Source organism: Mycobacterium sp. SMC-13, from assembly GCF_045311035.1.
Classification (GTDB): Bacteria; Actinomycetota; Actinomycetes; order Mycobacteriales; family Mycobacteriaceae; genus Mycobacterium.
This window is the reverse complement of the sequence record NZ_JBJIAI010000008.1, coordinates 165,856-180,021: the sequence shown is the minus strand read 5'-3', so window position 1 is coordinate 180,021 and position 14,166 is coordinate 165,856. Positions and strand designations below refer to the sequence as shown.

16 protein-coding genes are annotated in these 14,166 nt (G+C 68.2%); 8 read left to right on the top strand and 8 right to left on the bottom strand.

What is annotated here, in order from left to right; all coding sequences use genetic code 11:
• Nucleotide 1: 1 nt before the first annotated feature.
• Entirely contained in the window at nucleotides 2-448 is a 447-nt protein-coding gene (locus ACJH6I_RS14325; RefSeq protein WP_318986583.1) for an HIT family protein, read from the top strand.
• Nucleotides 445-891: a nitroreductase family deazaflavin-dependent oxidoreductase gene (locus tag ACJH6I_RS14320; protein WP_318986584.1), complete on the top strand. Its 447-nt coding sequence runs from the start codon at nucleotides 445-447 to the stop codon at nucleotides 889-891. The genes ACJH6I_RS14325 and ACJH6I_RS14320 overlap by 4 nt, the downstream gene beginning before the upstream one ends.
• On the opposite strand, the gene ACJH6I_RS14315 is transcribed toward ACJH6I_RS14320, so the two are convergent.
• Genes ACJH6I_RS14315 through ACJH6I_RS14305 form a run of 3 tightly spaced genes read right to left on the bottom strand, consistent with a single transcriptional unit; the run spans nucleotide 888 to nucleotide 3,751 of the window.
• Entirely contained in the window at nucleotides 888-1,940 is a 1,053-nt protein-coding gene (locus tag ACJH6I_RS14315; RefSeq protein ID WP_318986585.1) for an LLM class flavin-dependent oxidoreductase, read from the bottom strand. The two genes, ACJH6I_RS14320 and ACJH6I_RS14315, sit on opposite strands and share 4 nt — an antisense overlap.
• A 3-nt stretch (nucleotides 1,941-1,943) precedes the next feature.
• Nucleotides 1,944-2,774 (bottom strand): uracil-DNA glycosylase, encoded by an 831-nt coding sequence (locus ACJH6I_RS14310; protein ID WP_318986586.1) that lies wholly within the window; start codon nucleotides 2,772-2,774, stop codon nucleotides 1,944-1,946.
• Nucleotides 2,775-2,803: 29 nt separating this feature from the next.
• The gene (locus ACJH6I_RS14305; protein WP_318986587.1) at nucleotides 2,804-3,751 is read right to left on the bottom strand and encodes an oxygenase MpaB family protein; all 948 of its coding nucleotides are present in this window, start codon (nucleotides 3,749-3,751) and stop codon (nucleotides 2,804-2,806) included.
• An 80-nt stretch (nucleotides 3,752-3,831) separates the two neighbouring features.
• On the opposite strand from ACJH6I_RS14305, the gene ACJH6I_RS14300 reads away from it, so the two are divergent.
• Complete coding sequence (locus ACJH6I_RS14300) at nucleotides 3,832-4,470, top strand: TetR/AcrR family transcriptional regulator (RefSeq protein ID WP_244872639.1); 639 nt, start codon at nucleotides 3,832-3,834, stop codon at nucleotides 4,468-4,470.
• Here the strand turns inward: ACJH6I_RS14300 and ACJH6I_RS14295 are convergent.
• The gene (locus ACJH6I_RS14295) at nucleotides 4,457-4,882 is read right to left on the bottom strand and encodes a hypothetical protein (RefSeq protein ID WP_244872640.1); all 426 of its coding nucleotides are present in this window, start codon (nucleotides 4,880-4,882) and stop codon (nucleotides 4,457-4,459) included. The genes ACJH6I_RS14300 and ACJH6I_RS14295 overlap by 14 nt on opposite strands.
• On the opposite strand from ACJH6I_RS14295, the gene ACJH6I_RS14290 reads away from it, so the two are divergent.
• The 3 genes from ACJH6I_RS14290 to ACJH6I_RS14280 all read left to right on the top strand — a co-directional run bounded on the left by ACJH6I_RS14290 (nucleotide 4,859) and on the right by ACJH6I_RS14280 (nucleotide 8,194).
• Complete coding sequence (locus ACJH6I_RS14290; protein ID WP_318986588.1) at nucleotides 4,859-6,271, top strand: FAD-linked oxidase C-terminal domain-containing protein; 1,413 nt, start codon at nucleotides 4,859-4,861, stop codon at nucleotides 6,269-6,271. The two genes, ACJH6I_RS14295 and ACJH6I_RS14290, sit on opposite strands and share 24 nt — an antisense overlap.
• 91 nt (nucleotides 6,272-6,362) lie before the next feature.
• Nucleotides 6,363-7,610, top strand: a complete 1,248-nt coding sequence (locus ACJH6I_RS14285) for a cytochrome P450 (RefSeq protein WP_318986589.1) — start codon at nucleotides 6,363-6,365, stop codon at nucleotides 7,608-7,610.
• Nucleotides 7,610-8,194: a helix-turn-helix domain-containing protein gene (locus tag ACJH6I_RS14280; RefSeq protein ID WP_318986590.1), complete on the top strand. Its 585-nt coding sequence runs from the start codon at nucleotides 7,610-7,612 to the stop codon at nucleotides 8,192-8,194. Before ACJH6I_RS14285 ends, ACJH6I_RS14280 begins: the two co-directional genes overlap by 1 nt.
• On the opposite strand, the gene ACJH6I_RS14275 is transcribed toward ACJH6I_RS14280, so the two are convergent.
• The gene (locus tag ACJH6I_RS14275; protein WP_318986591.1) at nucleotides 8,179-8,904 is read right to left on the bottom strand and encodes a siderophore-interacting protein; all 726 of its coding nucleotides are present in this window, start codon (nucleotides 8,902-8,904) and stop codon (nucleotides 8,179-8,181) included. The genes ACJH6I_RS14280 and ACJH6I_RS14275 overlap by 16 nt on opposite strands.
• A 97-nt stretch (nucleotides 8,905-9,001) precedes the next feature.
• On the opposite strand from ACJH6I_RS14275, the gene ACJH6I_RS14270 reads away from it, so the two are divergent.
• Nucleotides 9,002-10,105: a DUF5685 family protein gene (locus tag ACJH6I_RS14270; RefSeq protein ID WP_318986592.1), complete on the top strand. Its 1,104-nt coding sequence runs from the start codon at nucleotides 9,002-9,004 to the stop codon at nucleotides 10,103-10,105.
• Here the strand turns inward: ACJH6I_RS14270 and ACJH6I_RS14265 are convergent.
• A complete protein-coding gene (locus tag ACJH6I_RS14265) occupies nucleotides 10,102-11,202 on the bottom strand; it encodes an acyltransferase (protein WP_318986593.1) in 1,101 nt (366 codons plus the stop codon). The two genes, ACJH6I_RS14270 and ACJH6I_RS14265, sit on opposite strands and share 4 nt — an antisense overlap.
• A complete protein-coding gene (locus ACJH6I_RS14260) occupies nucleotides 11,199-13,130 on the bottom strand; it encodes a DEAD/DEAH box helicase (RefSeq protein ID WP_318986594.1) in 1,932 nt (643 codons plus the stop codon). The genes ACJH6I_RS14265 and ACJH6I_RS14260 overlap by 4 nt, the downstream gene beginning before the upstream one ends.
• Before the next feature lie 111 nt (nucleotides 13,131-13,241).
• Here ACJH6I_RS14260 and ACJH6I_RS14255 point away from each other — a divergent pair, with 111 nt between their 5' ends.
• Nucleotides 13,242-13,781 carry an LppP/LprE family lipoprotein gene (locus ACJH6I_RS14255; protein WP_212812598.1) on the top strand — a complete coding sequence of 180 codons (540 nt, stop codon included), beginning with the start codon at nucleotides 13,242-13,244 and terminating at the stop codon, nucleotides 13,779-13,781.
• Here ACJH6I_RS14255 and ACJH6I_RS14250 read toward each other — a convergent pair.
• On the bottom strand, nucleotides 13,778-14,158 hold the full coding sequence (locus ACJH6I_RS14250) for a DUF2200 domain-containing protein (RefSeq protein ID WP_318986595.1): 381 nt from the start codon (nucleotides 14,156-14,158) through the stop codon (nucleotides 13,778-13,780). The genes ACJH6I_RS14255 and ACJH6I_RS14250 overlap by 4 nt on opposite strands.
• Nucleotides 14,159-14,166 lie beyond the last annotated feature (8 nt).

The following is a 14,166-nucleotide window of genomic DNA, read 5'->3' as shown; positions in this document are numbered from 1 at the left end:
GATGGCCTGTGTGTTCTGCGACATCGTCGCCGGGAAGGCGCCCGCGGTGCGCGTCTACGAAGACACCGACTACGTGGCGTTCCTGGACATTCGCCCGTTCTCCCGCGGCCACACCCTGGTGGTCCCCAAGCAGCACTACGAGAACCTCGTCGACACCCCGCCGGACGTGGTGGCCGGTATGGCCAAGCTCGGTCAGCGCATCGCCCAGGCGTCGCGCGAGTCCGGCCTCCACGCCGACGGTAACAACGTCGCGATCAACGACGGCAAAGCCGCATTTCAGACGGTGTTCCACATCCACCTGCACGTCGTCCCGCGCAAGCTGGGCGACAAGCTGGCGTTTGCCAAAGGGATGCTGCTGCGCCGTGATCCGGACCGGGAGACCAGCGGAAAGATCCTACTGGAGGCGGTGGCGCGGCTGTCTGATCCGCAGGCAGACTTGCAGCCATGAGCATGCCCCTGTGGGAGAAATACCTCGGTCTCCCGTTGCTGAAAATGCACGACCGGATCTACCAGAAGACCGAAGGCCGGATCGGGCACCAGTTCCCCGGCGTCCCGCCGAGCCTGCTGCTGCACACCGTCGGCGCCAAGACGGGCCTGGCACGCACCACATCGCTGACCTACGCGAAGGACGGCGACGCCTACCTTGTGGTCGCGTCCAAGGGCGGCGAGCCGACGGCGCCCGGCTGGTACTTCAACCTGAAGGCCAAGCCCGAGATCGAGATCAACGTCGGGACGAAGCGGATCCCGGTGACCGCGCGCGTGGTCGGCAAGGACGACCCCGACTACGCGCGGCTGTGGCAGATCGTGAACAAGAACAACGCCAACCGGTACGCGGGATATCAGAAGCGCACCACCCGGCCGATCCCGGTGGTCGCGCTGACGCCCCGCTAGAGCAGCTGCTCGGCGAGCAGCCGTAGCGTCGTCTCGCGAGCCGGGGCGGTGGCTGGATCGCAGCCCCGGCGAGCGGCGGCGACGGGGCTGACCATCACCTCGTCGACACCGAAATGCGATGCCAGGTCGCGGATTTGGTCCGCGGCCTCCGCGGGTGCGCCGACGACGGCCCGCTCCATTCCCGCGGCGACGATGGCCTGCTGCGTGGCGGTGAGCTGGTTGTGCTCCGAGTCTTCGACCAGATCCAGCGCACGCAGCGGCTCGCCGGTGCGCAGCCATGCCATCATCTGCAGGTTGGGGCGGATCAGCTGTTCGGCCTCGTCGCGCGTCTCGGCCACGCAGGCGTTGACGGTCATGAACGTGGTTGGCTTGTCCGCGAATTCGCTGGGCCGGAACTCTTCGCGGTACGTGGCCAGGGCTTCCTCGGTGCCCTGCCCGGAGAAGTGGTGGGCGAACACGTACGGCAGCCCCTTGGCCGCGGCGAGGTGCGCCGAATACATCGACGAGCCCAGCAGCCACAGTTTCGGCGGGCTCACCGCCGACGGGGTGGCCTTCAGGATGTAGTTCTTGTCCAACAGGTTTCGTCCCTCGAGGGACACTTTGACGCCGCCGGGGCTCATCAGCGCGACGACGTCGTCGAGGTACTCGGGAAAGCGCTGAATGTCCTCGTCGGTGCGCCCGGCCGGGCCGCGCAGCGCGATCGAGGTGACGGGGTCGGTACCCGGCGCCCGGCCGACGCCGAGGTCGATGCGGCCCGGCGCTGCCGCCTCCAAGAGCGCGAACTGCTCGGCGACGGCCAGCGGCGCGTGGTTGGGCAGCATCACGCCGCCCGAGCCGAGTCGGATCTGAGTGGTCTGCGCGGCCAGGTAGCCAAGGACGACGGGCGGGCTGGTGGCGGCGACCGCGGGCATGTTGTGGTGCTCGGCCACCCAGTAGCGGGTGTAGCCCAGCTCATCAGCGACCTTGGCGAGGCGAACGGTGGCGGCGAAGGCATCGCCGGTGGACTGGTCGCTACGGACCGGGACGAGATCGAGGACAGACAACTGCACGATCTATTCCAACCCTTCGGGGCGGGATGCGATTCCCTTGGCCGTGCTGAACACGTCGTCCAGCATGGCCGGGGTGAGCCGGCCGGTGAAGGTGTTCTGCTGGCTCGGGTGGTAGCAGCCGAGGAGCCGCCGCCCGTCGGGCAGCACGGCAAGCGCGCCGTGCCCGAACTTCGGATACGGCCGTCCTGCTCCCGTCAACTCCAGCGCGGCCTTCCAGGCGAAGCCACCGAGTGCGACGACGACCCGGACGTCCTGACCCGTCAGCCGCCACTCCGCGCTGAGCCACGGCTCGCACGTGAGACGTTCCTCCGGCGTCGGCGCGTTGTCCGGCGGGGCGCACCGGACGGCGGCCACCACCCGAATGTCGTTGAGGGTCAAGCCATCTGCCGCATCGATACTGTCGGCGCTGCTGGCCAGGCCGACGCGGTGCAGCGAAGCGAAGAGAAAGTCGCCCGACCGGTCGCCCGTGAACACCCGGCCGGTCCGGTTGGCACCGTGGGCGGCAGGCGCCAGACCCAGCACCCAGATGCGCGGCCGGTCCACGCCGAGCCCCGGTGCCGGCCGGCCCCAGTACGGTTCGGCGGCATAGGCCTTGCGCTTGGCCACCGTGCGCATGGCGACGTCCTCACGCCAGGTGACCAGACGAGGACAGCCCCGGCACACCGACACCTGGGCGTCGAGGTCGGCCAGACTGGCACAGCGACGGGCCCTGGCCCGGACCTGCGCCGCCGTGCGGGCGACGGGGGTGTCGGCGTCGGCCGGGTCCCCGGGCCAGCCCGCGCCGGCCGGGACCGGGGACGGGAACAACACTCCGGTTCGGGGATGTGGCAGCACCCCAAGATTCTGCCCTCTTGGCGGCGCGGCTAAGCGGCGAAGCTGTCCAATTGCACGCGGTGGTAGGCCGACCGCAGCCGTTCGTAGCGGTAGCGGTTGTATGCCAGCGGATCGAGGACGACGGCCCGCGGTAGGTACCGCCAGGCCACCTGAGAGGCCTTCAGATACAGGGCGTATTCGAGCCGGTTCAAGGGCGTCGACCGAATATCGAGCAGCTCCCGCATCTTCGGGTGGGCATGGCGCCGGCCCAACACCTTCGGCACCCGCAACGCGATCGGTGTCAGCACGTTCCACAGCGGCAGCAGGAGCACCCGCAGTTGCTTCGGCAGCAAGGCCGGCACGGGCAGCGTGTCGAAGCTTTCGTCGGCATACTGCAGAAATGCGTTGTCCGCCAGGTGCTGTTCGGCGACGCGGTCGTAGTACGCCTCCATGTCGGCCAGGGTCTCGGGCAGTTTGGCCCGCGCGCTGGGCAGCTCCAGATAGCTCATCATCCACCGCAGGGTCCGATACACCGCCTCGCGCTGCTCGGCATCGAGGTTCTCGCCGCGGACCGCGACGTAGCCCCGGTAGAACAGATTCAGCGAGCTGACGGCGATCCAATTCCAGAGTTCGGGGTCGAGTGCACTGAACCGCGTGTCGGCGAACTCACCGTTGCCGGTTCCCCGCACGCCGGCATGCAGCCGTTTGAGTTCCTCGGTGTCCCCGCGCCGGTCGGCCTCGTCGCCGAACAGCATCAGCATGCCGAAGGCGAGCGACCGGATACCCCGGTCGGTGAAGTTCTCCTGAAATCGTCCCGACCAATCGACCGCTGCCGCGATCGGGCGGTATGCCACCTGGTCGAGTGCCAGGCGCCCGAAGAGCCCGAGGCTCAGCGGCGAGCCCAACCACCACCGGACGTCGGCCGCCAGCTCGGCATGCGGCTGGCTCGGGTGCCACGGCTCCACGCCGGCCCCCACGGGCGATGCAGTCATGGTCATGCGCGCATCCAATCTGTCATCAAGCGTTGATAGATGAGATGAGGCAACCATCTGTCAACGCGTGTGTCAAGATTGGTGACGTGAGTGAGGCGCGGCAGTACGGCGGCATGAGTGGCGCCGACCGCATCGCCGATCGGCGGCGTCGCTTCATCGCGGCAGGCCTGGAGCTGATGGGCACCAAGGGCATCCCCGCGACCACCCTGCGTGGCGTAGCGGAGCAGGCCGGCCTGGCGGCGCGCTACTTCGCCGAGTCGTTTCCACGCATCGAGGACCTGCACATCGCGGTTTTCGACGAGATCACCGCCGAAGTGGAAGAGCGTGGACTCGCCGCGATCGCCGACACCAAGGGCGGCCCCCGCGCACGGTCGCGCGCGGCGCTCAGCGCACTTGTCGACGTCGCACTGACCGATCGGCGCAAGGGCCGCATCGTCCTGATCGAGTCCGCGTCCTCACCCGTCCTCGGCCCGCGCCGCCTCTCGGAAGCTCAGCGATTCGCGGGCATCGTCGCCGGGCTCAGCGGCTCCGCGACAGACCCGCGGCCGATCGATCTGCAACTGGCGGCGCAATTTGTCATCGGTGGGGTCGCCGAGACGCTCACCGCGGTCCTCGTCGGGGCGATCTCCGTCGACCGCGACCACCTCATCGACATGCTGAACGACCTGTTGTTTGCCGCATTACGCGGCGTCCGCGCAACTGCAGGTGCCGTCAGAACGGGATGACCGACTCACTGTTGAGCTTGAGCCACACCCGGCGCACCCAGCGCCGCACCGGACCAGATGACAGGTGGGCGATCAGTTCACGGTCGTCGATCAGGTAGCCGCCGGGCACCCGCTGCCAGAGGCCAGCCATCCAAAGCTCGAGTGCCGCAACGGTTGTCACCGACCCTGACGCGATCAGATCGAGCGCCTCGTCGGCCACGAAAGCCGGCCGGCGCGTGCGCACGCTATGACTCACGGCGCGCACGTGGAGCTCGATCGCGGTCGCAGACACATGCGCTCCGCGACGGCTGTCGCGCAGCGCTCCCATCTCGGCCAACAAGGCCTTGCTGTACACATAGCTGACGATACCCGTAACACGGGCGTTACATGGGATTAATGCCCCCGGCACATGACGCGAGTCTTCGCTGGTCACCACCGGGCTCCTAGACTTGCCCGCGTGCATACCGCGCTGCCCAGCCTCATCGCCGACCTGCCCGCCGACGCCGTCGTCACCGATCCCGACATCGTCGCGTCCTACCGACAGGACCGCGCGCTCGATCCCGACGCCGGCACCCCCATCGCGGTGGTACGGCCGCGCAGCACCGAGGAGGTGCAGACGGTCCTGCGGTGGGCCAGCGCGCACAAGATCGCGGTGGTGCCGCGCGGCGCCGGCACCAGCCTGTCCGGCGGGGCGACCGCCGTCGACGGCGGCATCGTCCTCACCACCGAAAGGATGCGCGACATCGTCGTCGACACGGCGACCCGCACCGCCGTGGTGCAGCCCGGCCTGCTCAACGCCGAGGTCAAGAAAGCCGTTGCGGCCCATGGCCTCTGGTATCCGCCGGATCCGTCGTCGTTCGAAATCTGCAGCATCGGCGGCAACGTCGCCACCAATGCCGGCGGCCTGTGCTGCGTGAAGTACGGCGTCACCACCGACTACATCCTGGGCCTGCAGGTGGTGCTGGCCGACGGCACGGCGGTGCGGCTCGGCGGCCCGCGGCTGAAAGACGTTGCGGGACTGAGCCTCACCAAACTCTTCGTCGGCAGCGAGGGCACCCTCGGCATCGTCACCGAGGCGACCCTGCGCCTGCTGCCACCACAGCACCGCGGGTGCACCGTGGTGGCGAGCTTCGACTCGGTGCGCGCGGCCGCCGACGCCGTCGTGACCGTCACCGGCCGGATTCGCCCGTCGATGCTGGAGTTCATGGACGACGTCGCCATCAACGCCGTCGAGGACAAGCTCAAGATGGGCCTGGATCGCGGCGCCAAGGCCATGCTGGTGGCGGCCTCCGACGACCGCGGCCCGGCGGGCGTCGAGGACACCGAGTTCATGGCCCGCGTGTTCACCGAAGCCGGTGCGACAGAGGTGTTTTTGACCGACGACCCCGACGAGGGCGAGGCCTTCGTGGCCGCTCGGCGGTTCGCGATCCCGGCCGTGGAGGCCAAGGGCCCACTGCTCCTGGAAGACGTCGGGGTGCCGCTGCCCGCGCTGGCGGACCTGGTCGACGGCGTGGGTGAGATCGCCCGCAAGCACGACCTGCTGATCTCGGTGATTGCGCACGCCGGGGACGGCAACACCCACCCGCTGATCGTCCACGACCCGAACGACGCCGAGAACACCCGGCGGGCCAACATCGCGTTCGGCGAGATCATGGACCTGGCCGTGTCGCTCGGCGGCACCATCACCGGCGAGCACGGCGTCGGCCGGCTCAAGCGGCCCTGGCTGGCCGGTCAACTCGGCCCGGAGGTCATGGAACTGAACCGCCGGATCAAAGCGGCACTGGATCCCGACAACATCTTGAATCCGGGGGCGGGCATCTAGCCGGACAGCAGCGCCACAACACCTCGGCGGTGTTCATGGCGCGTGCCGATGGACCCTTGACACATCAGCCCCGCCGCCGTACACATAAGACATGACGGCGATTTTGTCTCACGAGACGTCCGGCTCCCCCGTGGCGTTCCAGCTTGCCGATTCCGCCGGGTGGGTCGATCCCTGGCCGATGTACCGCGCGCTGCGCGACCACGATCCCGTCCACCATGTCGTACCCACCGACAATCCCGGCGCCGACTACTACGTGCTGTCCCGGCACGCCGACATCTGGACCGCGGCGCGCGATCACCAGACGTACTCCTCGGCGCAGGGCTTGACCGTCAACTACGGCGAGCTGGAACTCATTGGCCTGCAAGACAACCCGCCGATGGTGATGACGGACCCGCCGGTGCACACCGAATTCCGCAAGCTGGTGTCGCGCGGCTTCACACCGCGCCAGGTGGAGGCCGTCGAGCCGAAGGTGCGCGAGTTCGTGGTGCAGCGACTCGAGAAGCTCAAGGCCGCCGGTGGCGGTGACATCGTGGCCGAGCTGTTCAAGCCGTTGCCGTCGATGGTCGTCGCGCACTACCTGGGTGTTCCCGAAGCCGACCGCGACCAGTTCGACGGCTGGACCGAGGCCATCGTCGCGGCCAACACCGCCGAGGGCGGCCTCGGCGGTGCGCTCGAGACGCTGGGCAGCGCGCTCGGCGACATGATGGGGTACTTCACCGCGCTGATCGAGCGCCGCCGCAAGGAGCCCGAAGACGACACGGTGTCGCACCTGGTCGCCGCGGGCATCGGCGCCGACGGCGACATCAGCGGCGTGCTGTCGATCCTCGCGTTCACGTTCACCATGGTCACCGGCGGCAACGACACCACCACCGGGATGCTGGGCGGCTCAGTCCAACTGCTGCACCGGCGCCCCGATCAGCGCCGGCTGCTCGTGGAGAACCCGGACCTCATCACCGAATCCGTCGACGAACTGCTCCGACTCACCTCGCCGGTCCAGGGCCTGGCCCGTACCACCACCCGCGACGTCACCATCGGCGACACCACCATCCCCGCCGGCCGCAAGGCCCTGCTGCTCTACGGTTCCGGTAACCGCGACGAACGCCAATACGGCCCCAACGCAGGCGAATTGGACGTGACGCGCGCCCCGCGCAACATCCTGACGTTCAGCCACGGTGCGCACCACTGCCTGGGCGCGGCGGCCGCACGGATGCAGTCCCGCGTCGCACTGACCGAACTGCTCTCCCGGATACCGGAATTCACCGTCGATGAGGACAACATCGAGTGGGCCGGGGGCAGCTACGTGCGACGCCCGCTATCGGTGCCGTTTACGATCGGCTGATGGCAAACGACTGGCTGGCCGGCCGCCGCACCGAGGTCGCGGCGGAGGCCATCCTGGACGCCGCCGACCGCCTGTTCGCCGAGCAGGACGCGGCGACCGTCGGGATGCTCGAAATCGCCAGGGCGGCAGGGTGTTCCCGCGCCACGTTGTACCGGTACTACGAGAACCGCGACGTGCTCCACCTGGCCTACGTGCACCGCGAGGCGTTCCGGGTGTTCGCCCATGTCGGCGAGCAGATCGCCGACATCACCGACCCGCGCACCCGGCTGCTCGACGGCGTCGCGATCGCGCTGCGCAGTGTGCGGGAAAGCCCGGCGCTGTCATCGTGGTTCGTCGCCACCCAGCGACCCATCGGTGGCGAGGTCGCCGCGCAGTCCGACGTCATCACCGGACTGGTGGCGGCGTTCCTGTCGGCGTCGTGGCCCGAACTGGAGACCGAAGCCGCGCACCGCCGGGCCGGCTGGCTGGTCCGGATCCTGGTATCGCTGTTGATGTTCCCCGGCGCCGACGAAGACGACGAACGCGCGATGATCGACGAATTCGTGGTGTCCCAGTTGGTTCCGAGCGATCAGGCTTCCCAGTAGGCGCGCGCCTTGATCGCCTTCTTCGGAATCTGGTAGTCCTCGCGCAGCACCTTGACCACCGAGCGGGTGGTCCGGTTGTCGCACGCCACCCAGCCGAAGTGATCGGAGGCGTCGAACGCCGACGCCCGCACGGTCTCGACCAGCGCCTCGCCGTTGTTCTTGCGGTCGACCCACGTGACGGTCAGCCCCGGCGCACCGGTGCCCACCTGAAGATCGCGGTCATCGTCGTGACCCGCCTCCAGATACACCTGGATGGACGCCTCGCCGATCGCCTGCAGCAGCGAGTTGATGGCCGGCAGCGATGCGGTGTCACCGACCATGACGTATCCGGCCGGCGCGGGCTCGGGCAGCTCGAAGCTGCTGCCGAGCAGCGTCACCTCGAGGGTGTCACCGGGCTTGGCGTCCTGCGCCCAGCGGGTGGCGAGGCCGTCGTGCAGCGCGAAGTCGATGTCCGTGGTGCCGGCCACCGGATCGGGGTTGACCAGCGTGTAGCCGCGCTGGTGCGCCTTGTCGCCGTCGGGGAACCAGCCCCGGACCCACATGGTCGGGTGCACCGGTCGCTCGGCGAGCAGGTTGCCGGTGGTGAAATGCAGCCGCAGGTAGTGCGGCGTGATCTGCGTGCGGCCGGTGACGGTCAGCTCGTAATCGCCGCCCCGCCACAGTTTGACCAGCGCGCCCTGGATTCCGCGCGACGGCTTCGACTCGGTCATGCTGCACCCTCCGATTGGACTCTTAGGGCAGCATAACCTAATTGATGGTGTTGGTTGATTGCCTGCGGTTTGTGCTGGCCACAGCTATCTTCAAGCCGTGTTCGGCATCCTCCGGCCCTGCCGGCATCGGCTCGGCAAGGAACTTGCGGCCGTCTGGACCGCCCAGTTGTGCGGGCTCTGTCTCGCGCTTCGCGATGACTACGGTCAGGGCGGCCGAGTCGCCACCAACTACGACGGCCTCGTCGTGTCGGCGTTGATGGAGGCGCAGTCCACCGCGGCGCCCGGACGCCGGGAGGCCGGCCGCTGTCCGCTGCGCGGCATGCGCAAGGCCGATGTCGCGGTAGGCGAATCGGTTCGGCTGGCGGCCGTCGTCTCCCTGGTGCTCGCGGCGGCACGGGTGCGCGACCACGTCGATGACGGCGACGGGGTGTTCGCCGCGGCAGGAGTGCGGCCTGCGGCCCGACGGATCGCCGACCGGTGGGAGCGACAAGGTACGGATGTCGGCACCGCGCTGGGCTTCGATACCGGCGTGCTGATGGAAGCGATCGGGCGGCAGGCGGCGCTGGAAGCCGCTGCGGCACCGGGTGGTTCGTTGCTCGCGGTCACCGAACCCACCGAGACGTCCGTCGCCGCGGCGTTCGGCCACACCGCGATCCTGGCCGGCCGGCCGGCGAATGTCGCGCCGCTGCACGAGGTCGGCCAGCTGTTCGGGCGGGTCGCGCACCTGCTCGACGCGGTCGAGGATCTGCACGACGACGAGGTGCACGGAAAGTGGAATCCGGTGGCCGCCACCGCGACACCGATCGGAGACGTCCGGACCATGTGTGACGACGCGGTGCTCGGCATCGAGCTGGCCCTGGCCGACGTGCAGTTCACCGACGGGCGGCTGGTGCACCGGCTGCTGACGCGCGAGTTGCGGCGGGCCGTATACCGGACCTTCAGCGACGCGGGATACCGGGCGACGGAGGTACCGCCCGACGCCGAGCCACCGGTCGCGTCATTCGGCGAAGCTCCGCTGGACGACGTGGTCGGGATCGAAACGGGCGAAGAGAATCCCGAGGAGAGGGTCCAGCGCAAGGCCGGCTGGTTCGACGGCTGCTTCGCGTGCGACTGCAGCGGCTGTTGCTGCGACTGCGACGGCTGCTGTGACTGCGACGGCTGCTGTTGCGATGGCTGCTGCGACTGTTGCGACTGTTCCTAGTTCCGCACCCGCGTGAACCGGTGCAACAGCCACGACACCGGGATCGTGAACAGCATCGTCCAGGTGAACAACGCGAAGGTCGACCCCGTCCAGATGTGTTGGCGCATCACCTCGACCATGATCAGTTCCATGATGACCAGGTGCACCAGGAAGATCTCGTAGGAGATCTCACCGAGGAACACCATCGGCCGGCTCCCCAGCAGCCACGCGTACCAACCGCGGTTCCCCAGGCCCAGCGGCGCGACGACCAGCGTGGCGATGGCGGCGTAGAGCACCGCCTTCCACAGGCTTTCCGGCAGCGTGGCGGGCGAGGTCGTCGGGGCACCGGCGATGGGCGTCGACGCGATGAGGTAGCAGACCAAAGCCAGTGGGATGCACAGGAATCCGTAGGCCCGCACCCCCATCACGGACAACACCGAGAGCAGCATGCCGCCGACGAACCAGATCAGGTAGGTCGGCAACCAGAGCCGGGCGCCGTCGGGCAGGAAATCCGTGGTGTGCACCAGCGTCAGCCACGCCAGGCTCGATGCGGCAAAGACGCCCAGCGCACCCAGCAGCCGGCCCGGCCGCCACTGCCGCCGGCACAGCACCACCATCAGCAGGTAGGCCAACACCGGAAGGGCAACGTAGAAAGCAACTTCCACCGCCAGGCTCCACATCTGGGTGAGGCCCTGGTGCAGCCAGGAGAACAGGTAGTTGTCGGTGTAGATCTGGGTCAGAGTGAGGTTGCGGAGCAGCCCCAGCCAGGTGTGTCCGGGGTTGGGGCCGGCGGTCCGGAAGTGGTACAGCGCGTAGGCAGCCAGTACCGTCACCACGTAGGCGGGCATGATCCGTCGCACCCGGTGCCACGCGTAACGCCGCACCGACGGTGCGTCGTAAGGCTTTTCGGCATCGGCCCGAGCCAGCGCCTTCACCCACGGGGTGAACAGCAGGAAGCCCGACAGTACGAAGAAGATCGGCACACCGATCTCCGCGCGCGAGTACATCAGTCCGATGTACGTCTGGGTGTACTTACCGGTCGTGAACGCCGCGTGGGTCAAGACCACCAGCAGTGCGGCGACAGCACGAACCCCGGTGAGCGAATCAACCCGGGTCACTTGTACTTACGCTTGCCCTCGCCTCGACCTTCGCCGTGTCCACCGCGCCGGTCGTCGTCACGACCCCGGCCCTTGTGCGGTCCGCCCTGACGGCCACCACGGTCGGAGTACGAACCCCGGTCCGAGCCGCGGTCCTGGCGACCACCGCGGTCCGAGTACGAACCCCGGTCGGGGCGTCCGCCACGATCCTCGTAACCGCCGGAACGTCCACCCTTGTCGAGCTCCAGATGAATCAACTGGCCCGAAATACGGGTGTTCTCCAGCTTTTTGAGCGTGTCCTTGCTCAGCTTCGCGGGCAACTCGACCAGCGAATGATCCACCCGGATGCTGATGTGCCCGAAGTCGCTGCGGTTCAGACCGCCCTCGTTGGCGATCGCGCCGACGATGGCACCCGGAATCACCTTGTGCCGCTTACCCACCGCGATGCGGTAGGTGGCCAGGTCGTCGCGCGTCGAGCGCGGCTTGCGCTCGCGATCGCCACGGTCCCCGCGATCGTCACGGTCCGGACGCTCACGCCGCTTCTCCGGCGGCGGCTCCTTCATGAGGAACTCTTCGCCACCCTGCGTCTGCACCGCCAGGGCCGCCGCGATCTCGGCGAGCGGCACGTTGTTGTCGCGCTCGTAGTCCTCGATCAGGCGGCGGAACAGCTCGATGCCCGGCGCACTGAGCGAGTCGGTGATGGCATCGCGGAACTTCGCCACGCGCTGGGCATTGACGTCGTCGACCGACGGCAGCTGGGACTCGATGAGCTTCTTGCGGGTGACGCGCTCGATCGAGTTGAGCAGGTGCCGTTCGCGCGGGGTGACGAACAGCAGCGCGGTGCCCGAGCGACCCGCGCGACCGGTGCGCCCGATGCGGTGCACGTAGGACTCGGGGTCGTGCGGGATGTCGTAGTTCAGCACGTGCGAGATGCGTTCGACGTCCAGGCCGCGCGCCGCGACATCCGTGGCGATCAGGATGTCGATCGAACCGTCCTTGAGCCCATTGATGGTCCGCTCACGGACGGCCTGCGGGATGTCACCGTTGATCGCGGCCGCGGAAAAGCCACGGGCCCTGAGCTTTTCGGCAACTTCCTCGGTGGCCTGCTTGGTGCGGACGAAGACGATCATCGCCTCGAACGGCTCGACCTCGAGCAGCCGGGTGATGGCGTCCATCTTGCGGGGGCCGGCCACCTGGATGTAGCGCTGCGTGATGTTCTCGGCGGTCTGCGCCTTGGCCTTGATGGTCACTTCGACCGGGTCGTGCAGGTACCGGGCGGTGATCTTCTTGATGGCCGGCGGCATGGTCGCCGAGAACAACGCAACCTGCTTGTACTCGGGGGTGTCGGCGAGGATGCGCTCGACGTCCTCGGCGAAGCCCATCTGCAGCATCTCGTCGGCCTCGTCGAGCACCAGGTAGTCCAGGTGCGAGAGATCCAGGCTGCCCTTCGACAGGTGGTCGATGACGCGGCCCGGGGTGCCCACCACGACCTGCGCGCCGCGCTTGAGGCCCGCGAGCTGCGGCGTGTAGGACGAGCCGCCGTAGATCGCCAGTACGTTGACGTTCAGATGCGCGCCGTACTTGCTGAACGCCTCGGCCACCTGCAGCGCGAGTTCACGCGTCGGGGCCAGCACCAGACACTGGGTGTTGCGGCTCGCCGGGTCGATCTTGGACAGCACCGGCACCGCGAACGCGGCGGTCTTGCCGGTACCGGTCTGGGCGAGGCCGACGACGTCGGAACCGTTCAGGATCGCGGGGATGGTCGCGGCCTGGATGGGCGACGGAGATTCGTAGCCGACATCGGTCAGCGCCCGCAGCACCTCCGGACGGATGTTCAGGTCGGCGAAAGTGACCTCGGCGCCGGTGTCGGCGGAGGTTTCTGAAGCGGGATCAGCTGTGGTGTTGGGGCCGCCCGAATCCGGGTCGGCCTCGGGCGAAGACGTCGTCATTATGCAAGGAGTCTAGAGGGTTATCAGGCCAGGTACGCCCAGCATGGCTGACCGGACTCCCCCTGGTCCGCCTTATAGGGTGGCCGGGTGCGCTGCGCCGAACCGAAACTGATGACGATCGCGGTGGCCGCACTCGCGGCGGCAAGCCTGTCCGCCTGTGGGTCGGGTGACTCCACCGCCTCCAAGACCCCCGAGCCGACCGCGCCGGCCGCCGCCAAGAAAACCGCCGCGCCGACCGTCGCCGCAGGTCCGAAGACCAGCGCGGCCCCGGCCGACCCCTGCGCCGTCAGCCTCACGGCGCCGGATATCGCCAAAGCGGTGTCGACGCTGCCGGCCGACCCGCGCAGCAAACAGGGGTGGAGCCCCGAACCGCTGGCCGGGAACTACAACCAGTGCGCGCCACTGTCGGTGGTGATTGTGAAAGCGAACACCAACGCCGAACAGCCGAACACCCGCGCCGTGATGTTCCACCTGGGCCAGTTGATCCCGACCGGGGTGCCCGACACCTACGGGTTCAACGGCATCGACCTCGCCCAGACCACCGGCGACACCGTCGCCCTGAGCTACACCAACCCGGCCAGCGGGCTCAAGAGCATCGTGCGGTTCCACTGGAACGGCAACGGTGTCGAGCTGATCGGCAACACGCACTAGCTGCGCAGCACCTTCTCCATGGCCTTGCCCTTGGCCAGTTCGTCGACCAGCTTGTCGAGGTAGCGGATTTTCCGCATCAACGGGTCCTCGACGTTCTCGACGCGGACGCCGCACACCAGACCGGTGATCAGGGTGGCATTCGGATTCAGTGTCGCCGCGGCGAAGAAGTCCTCGAACGTCGTCTCCGCTTTCAGGTGCTCGGCCAGGGTGGCCTGGTCGAAGCCGGTCAGCCAGCAGATGACCTGGTCGAGTTCGGCGGTCGTGCGCCCCTTCTTCTCCACCTTGTTGACGTAGTGGGGATAGACCGACGCGACGCTCGTGGTGAAAATCCTGCTCACTCCAGCCAAGGTAACCCCGGTCTGTCGGCGGGCTGCCATATGGTGGC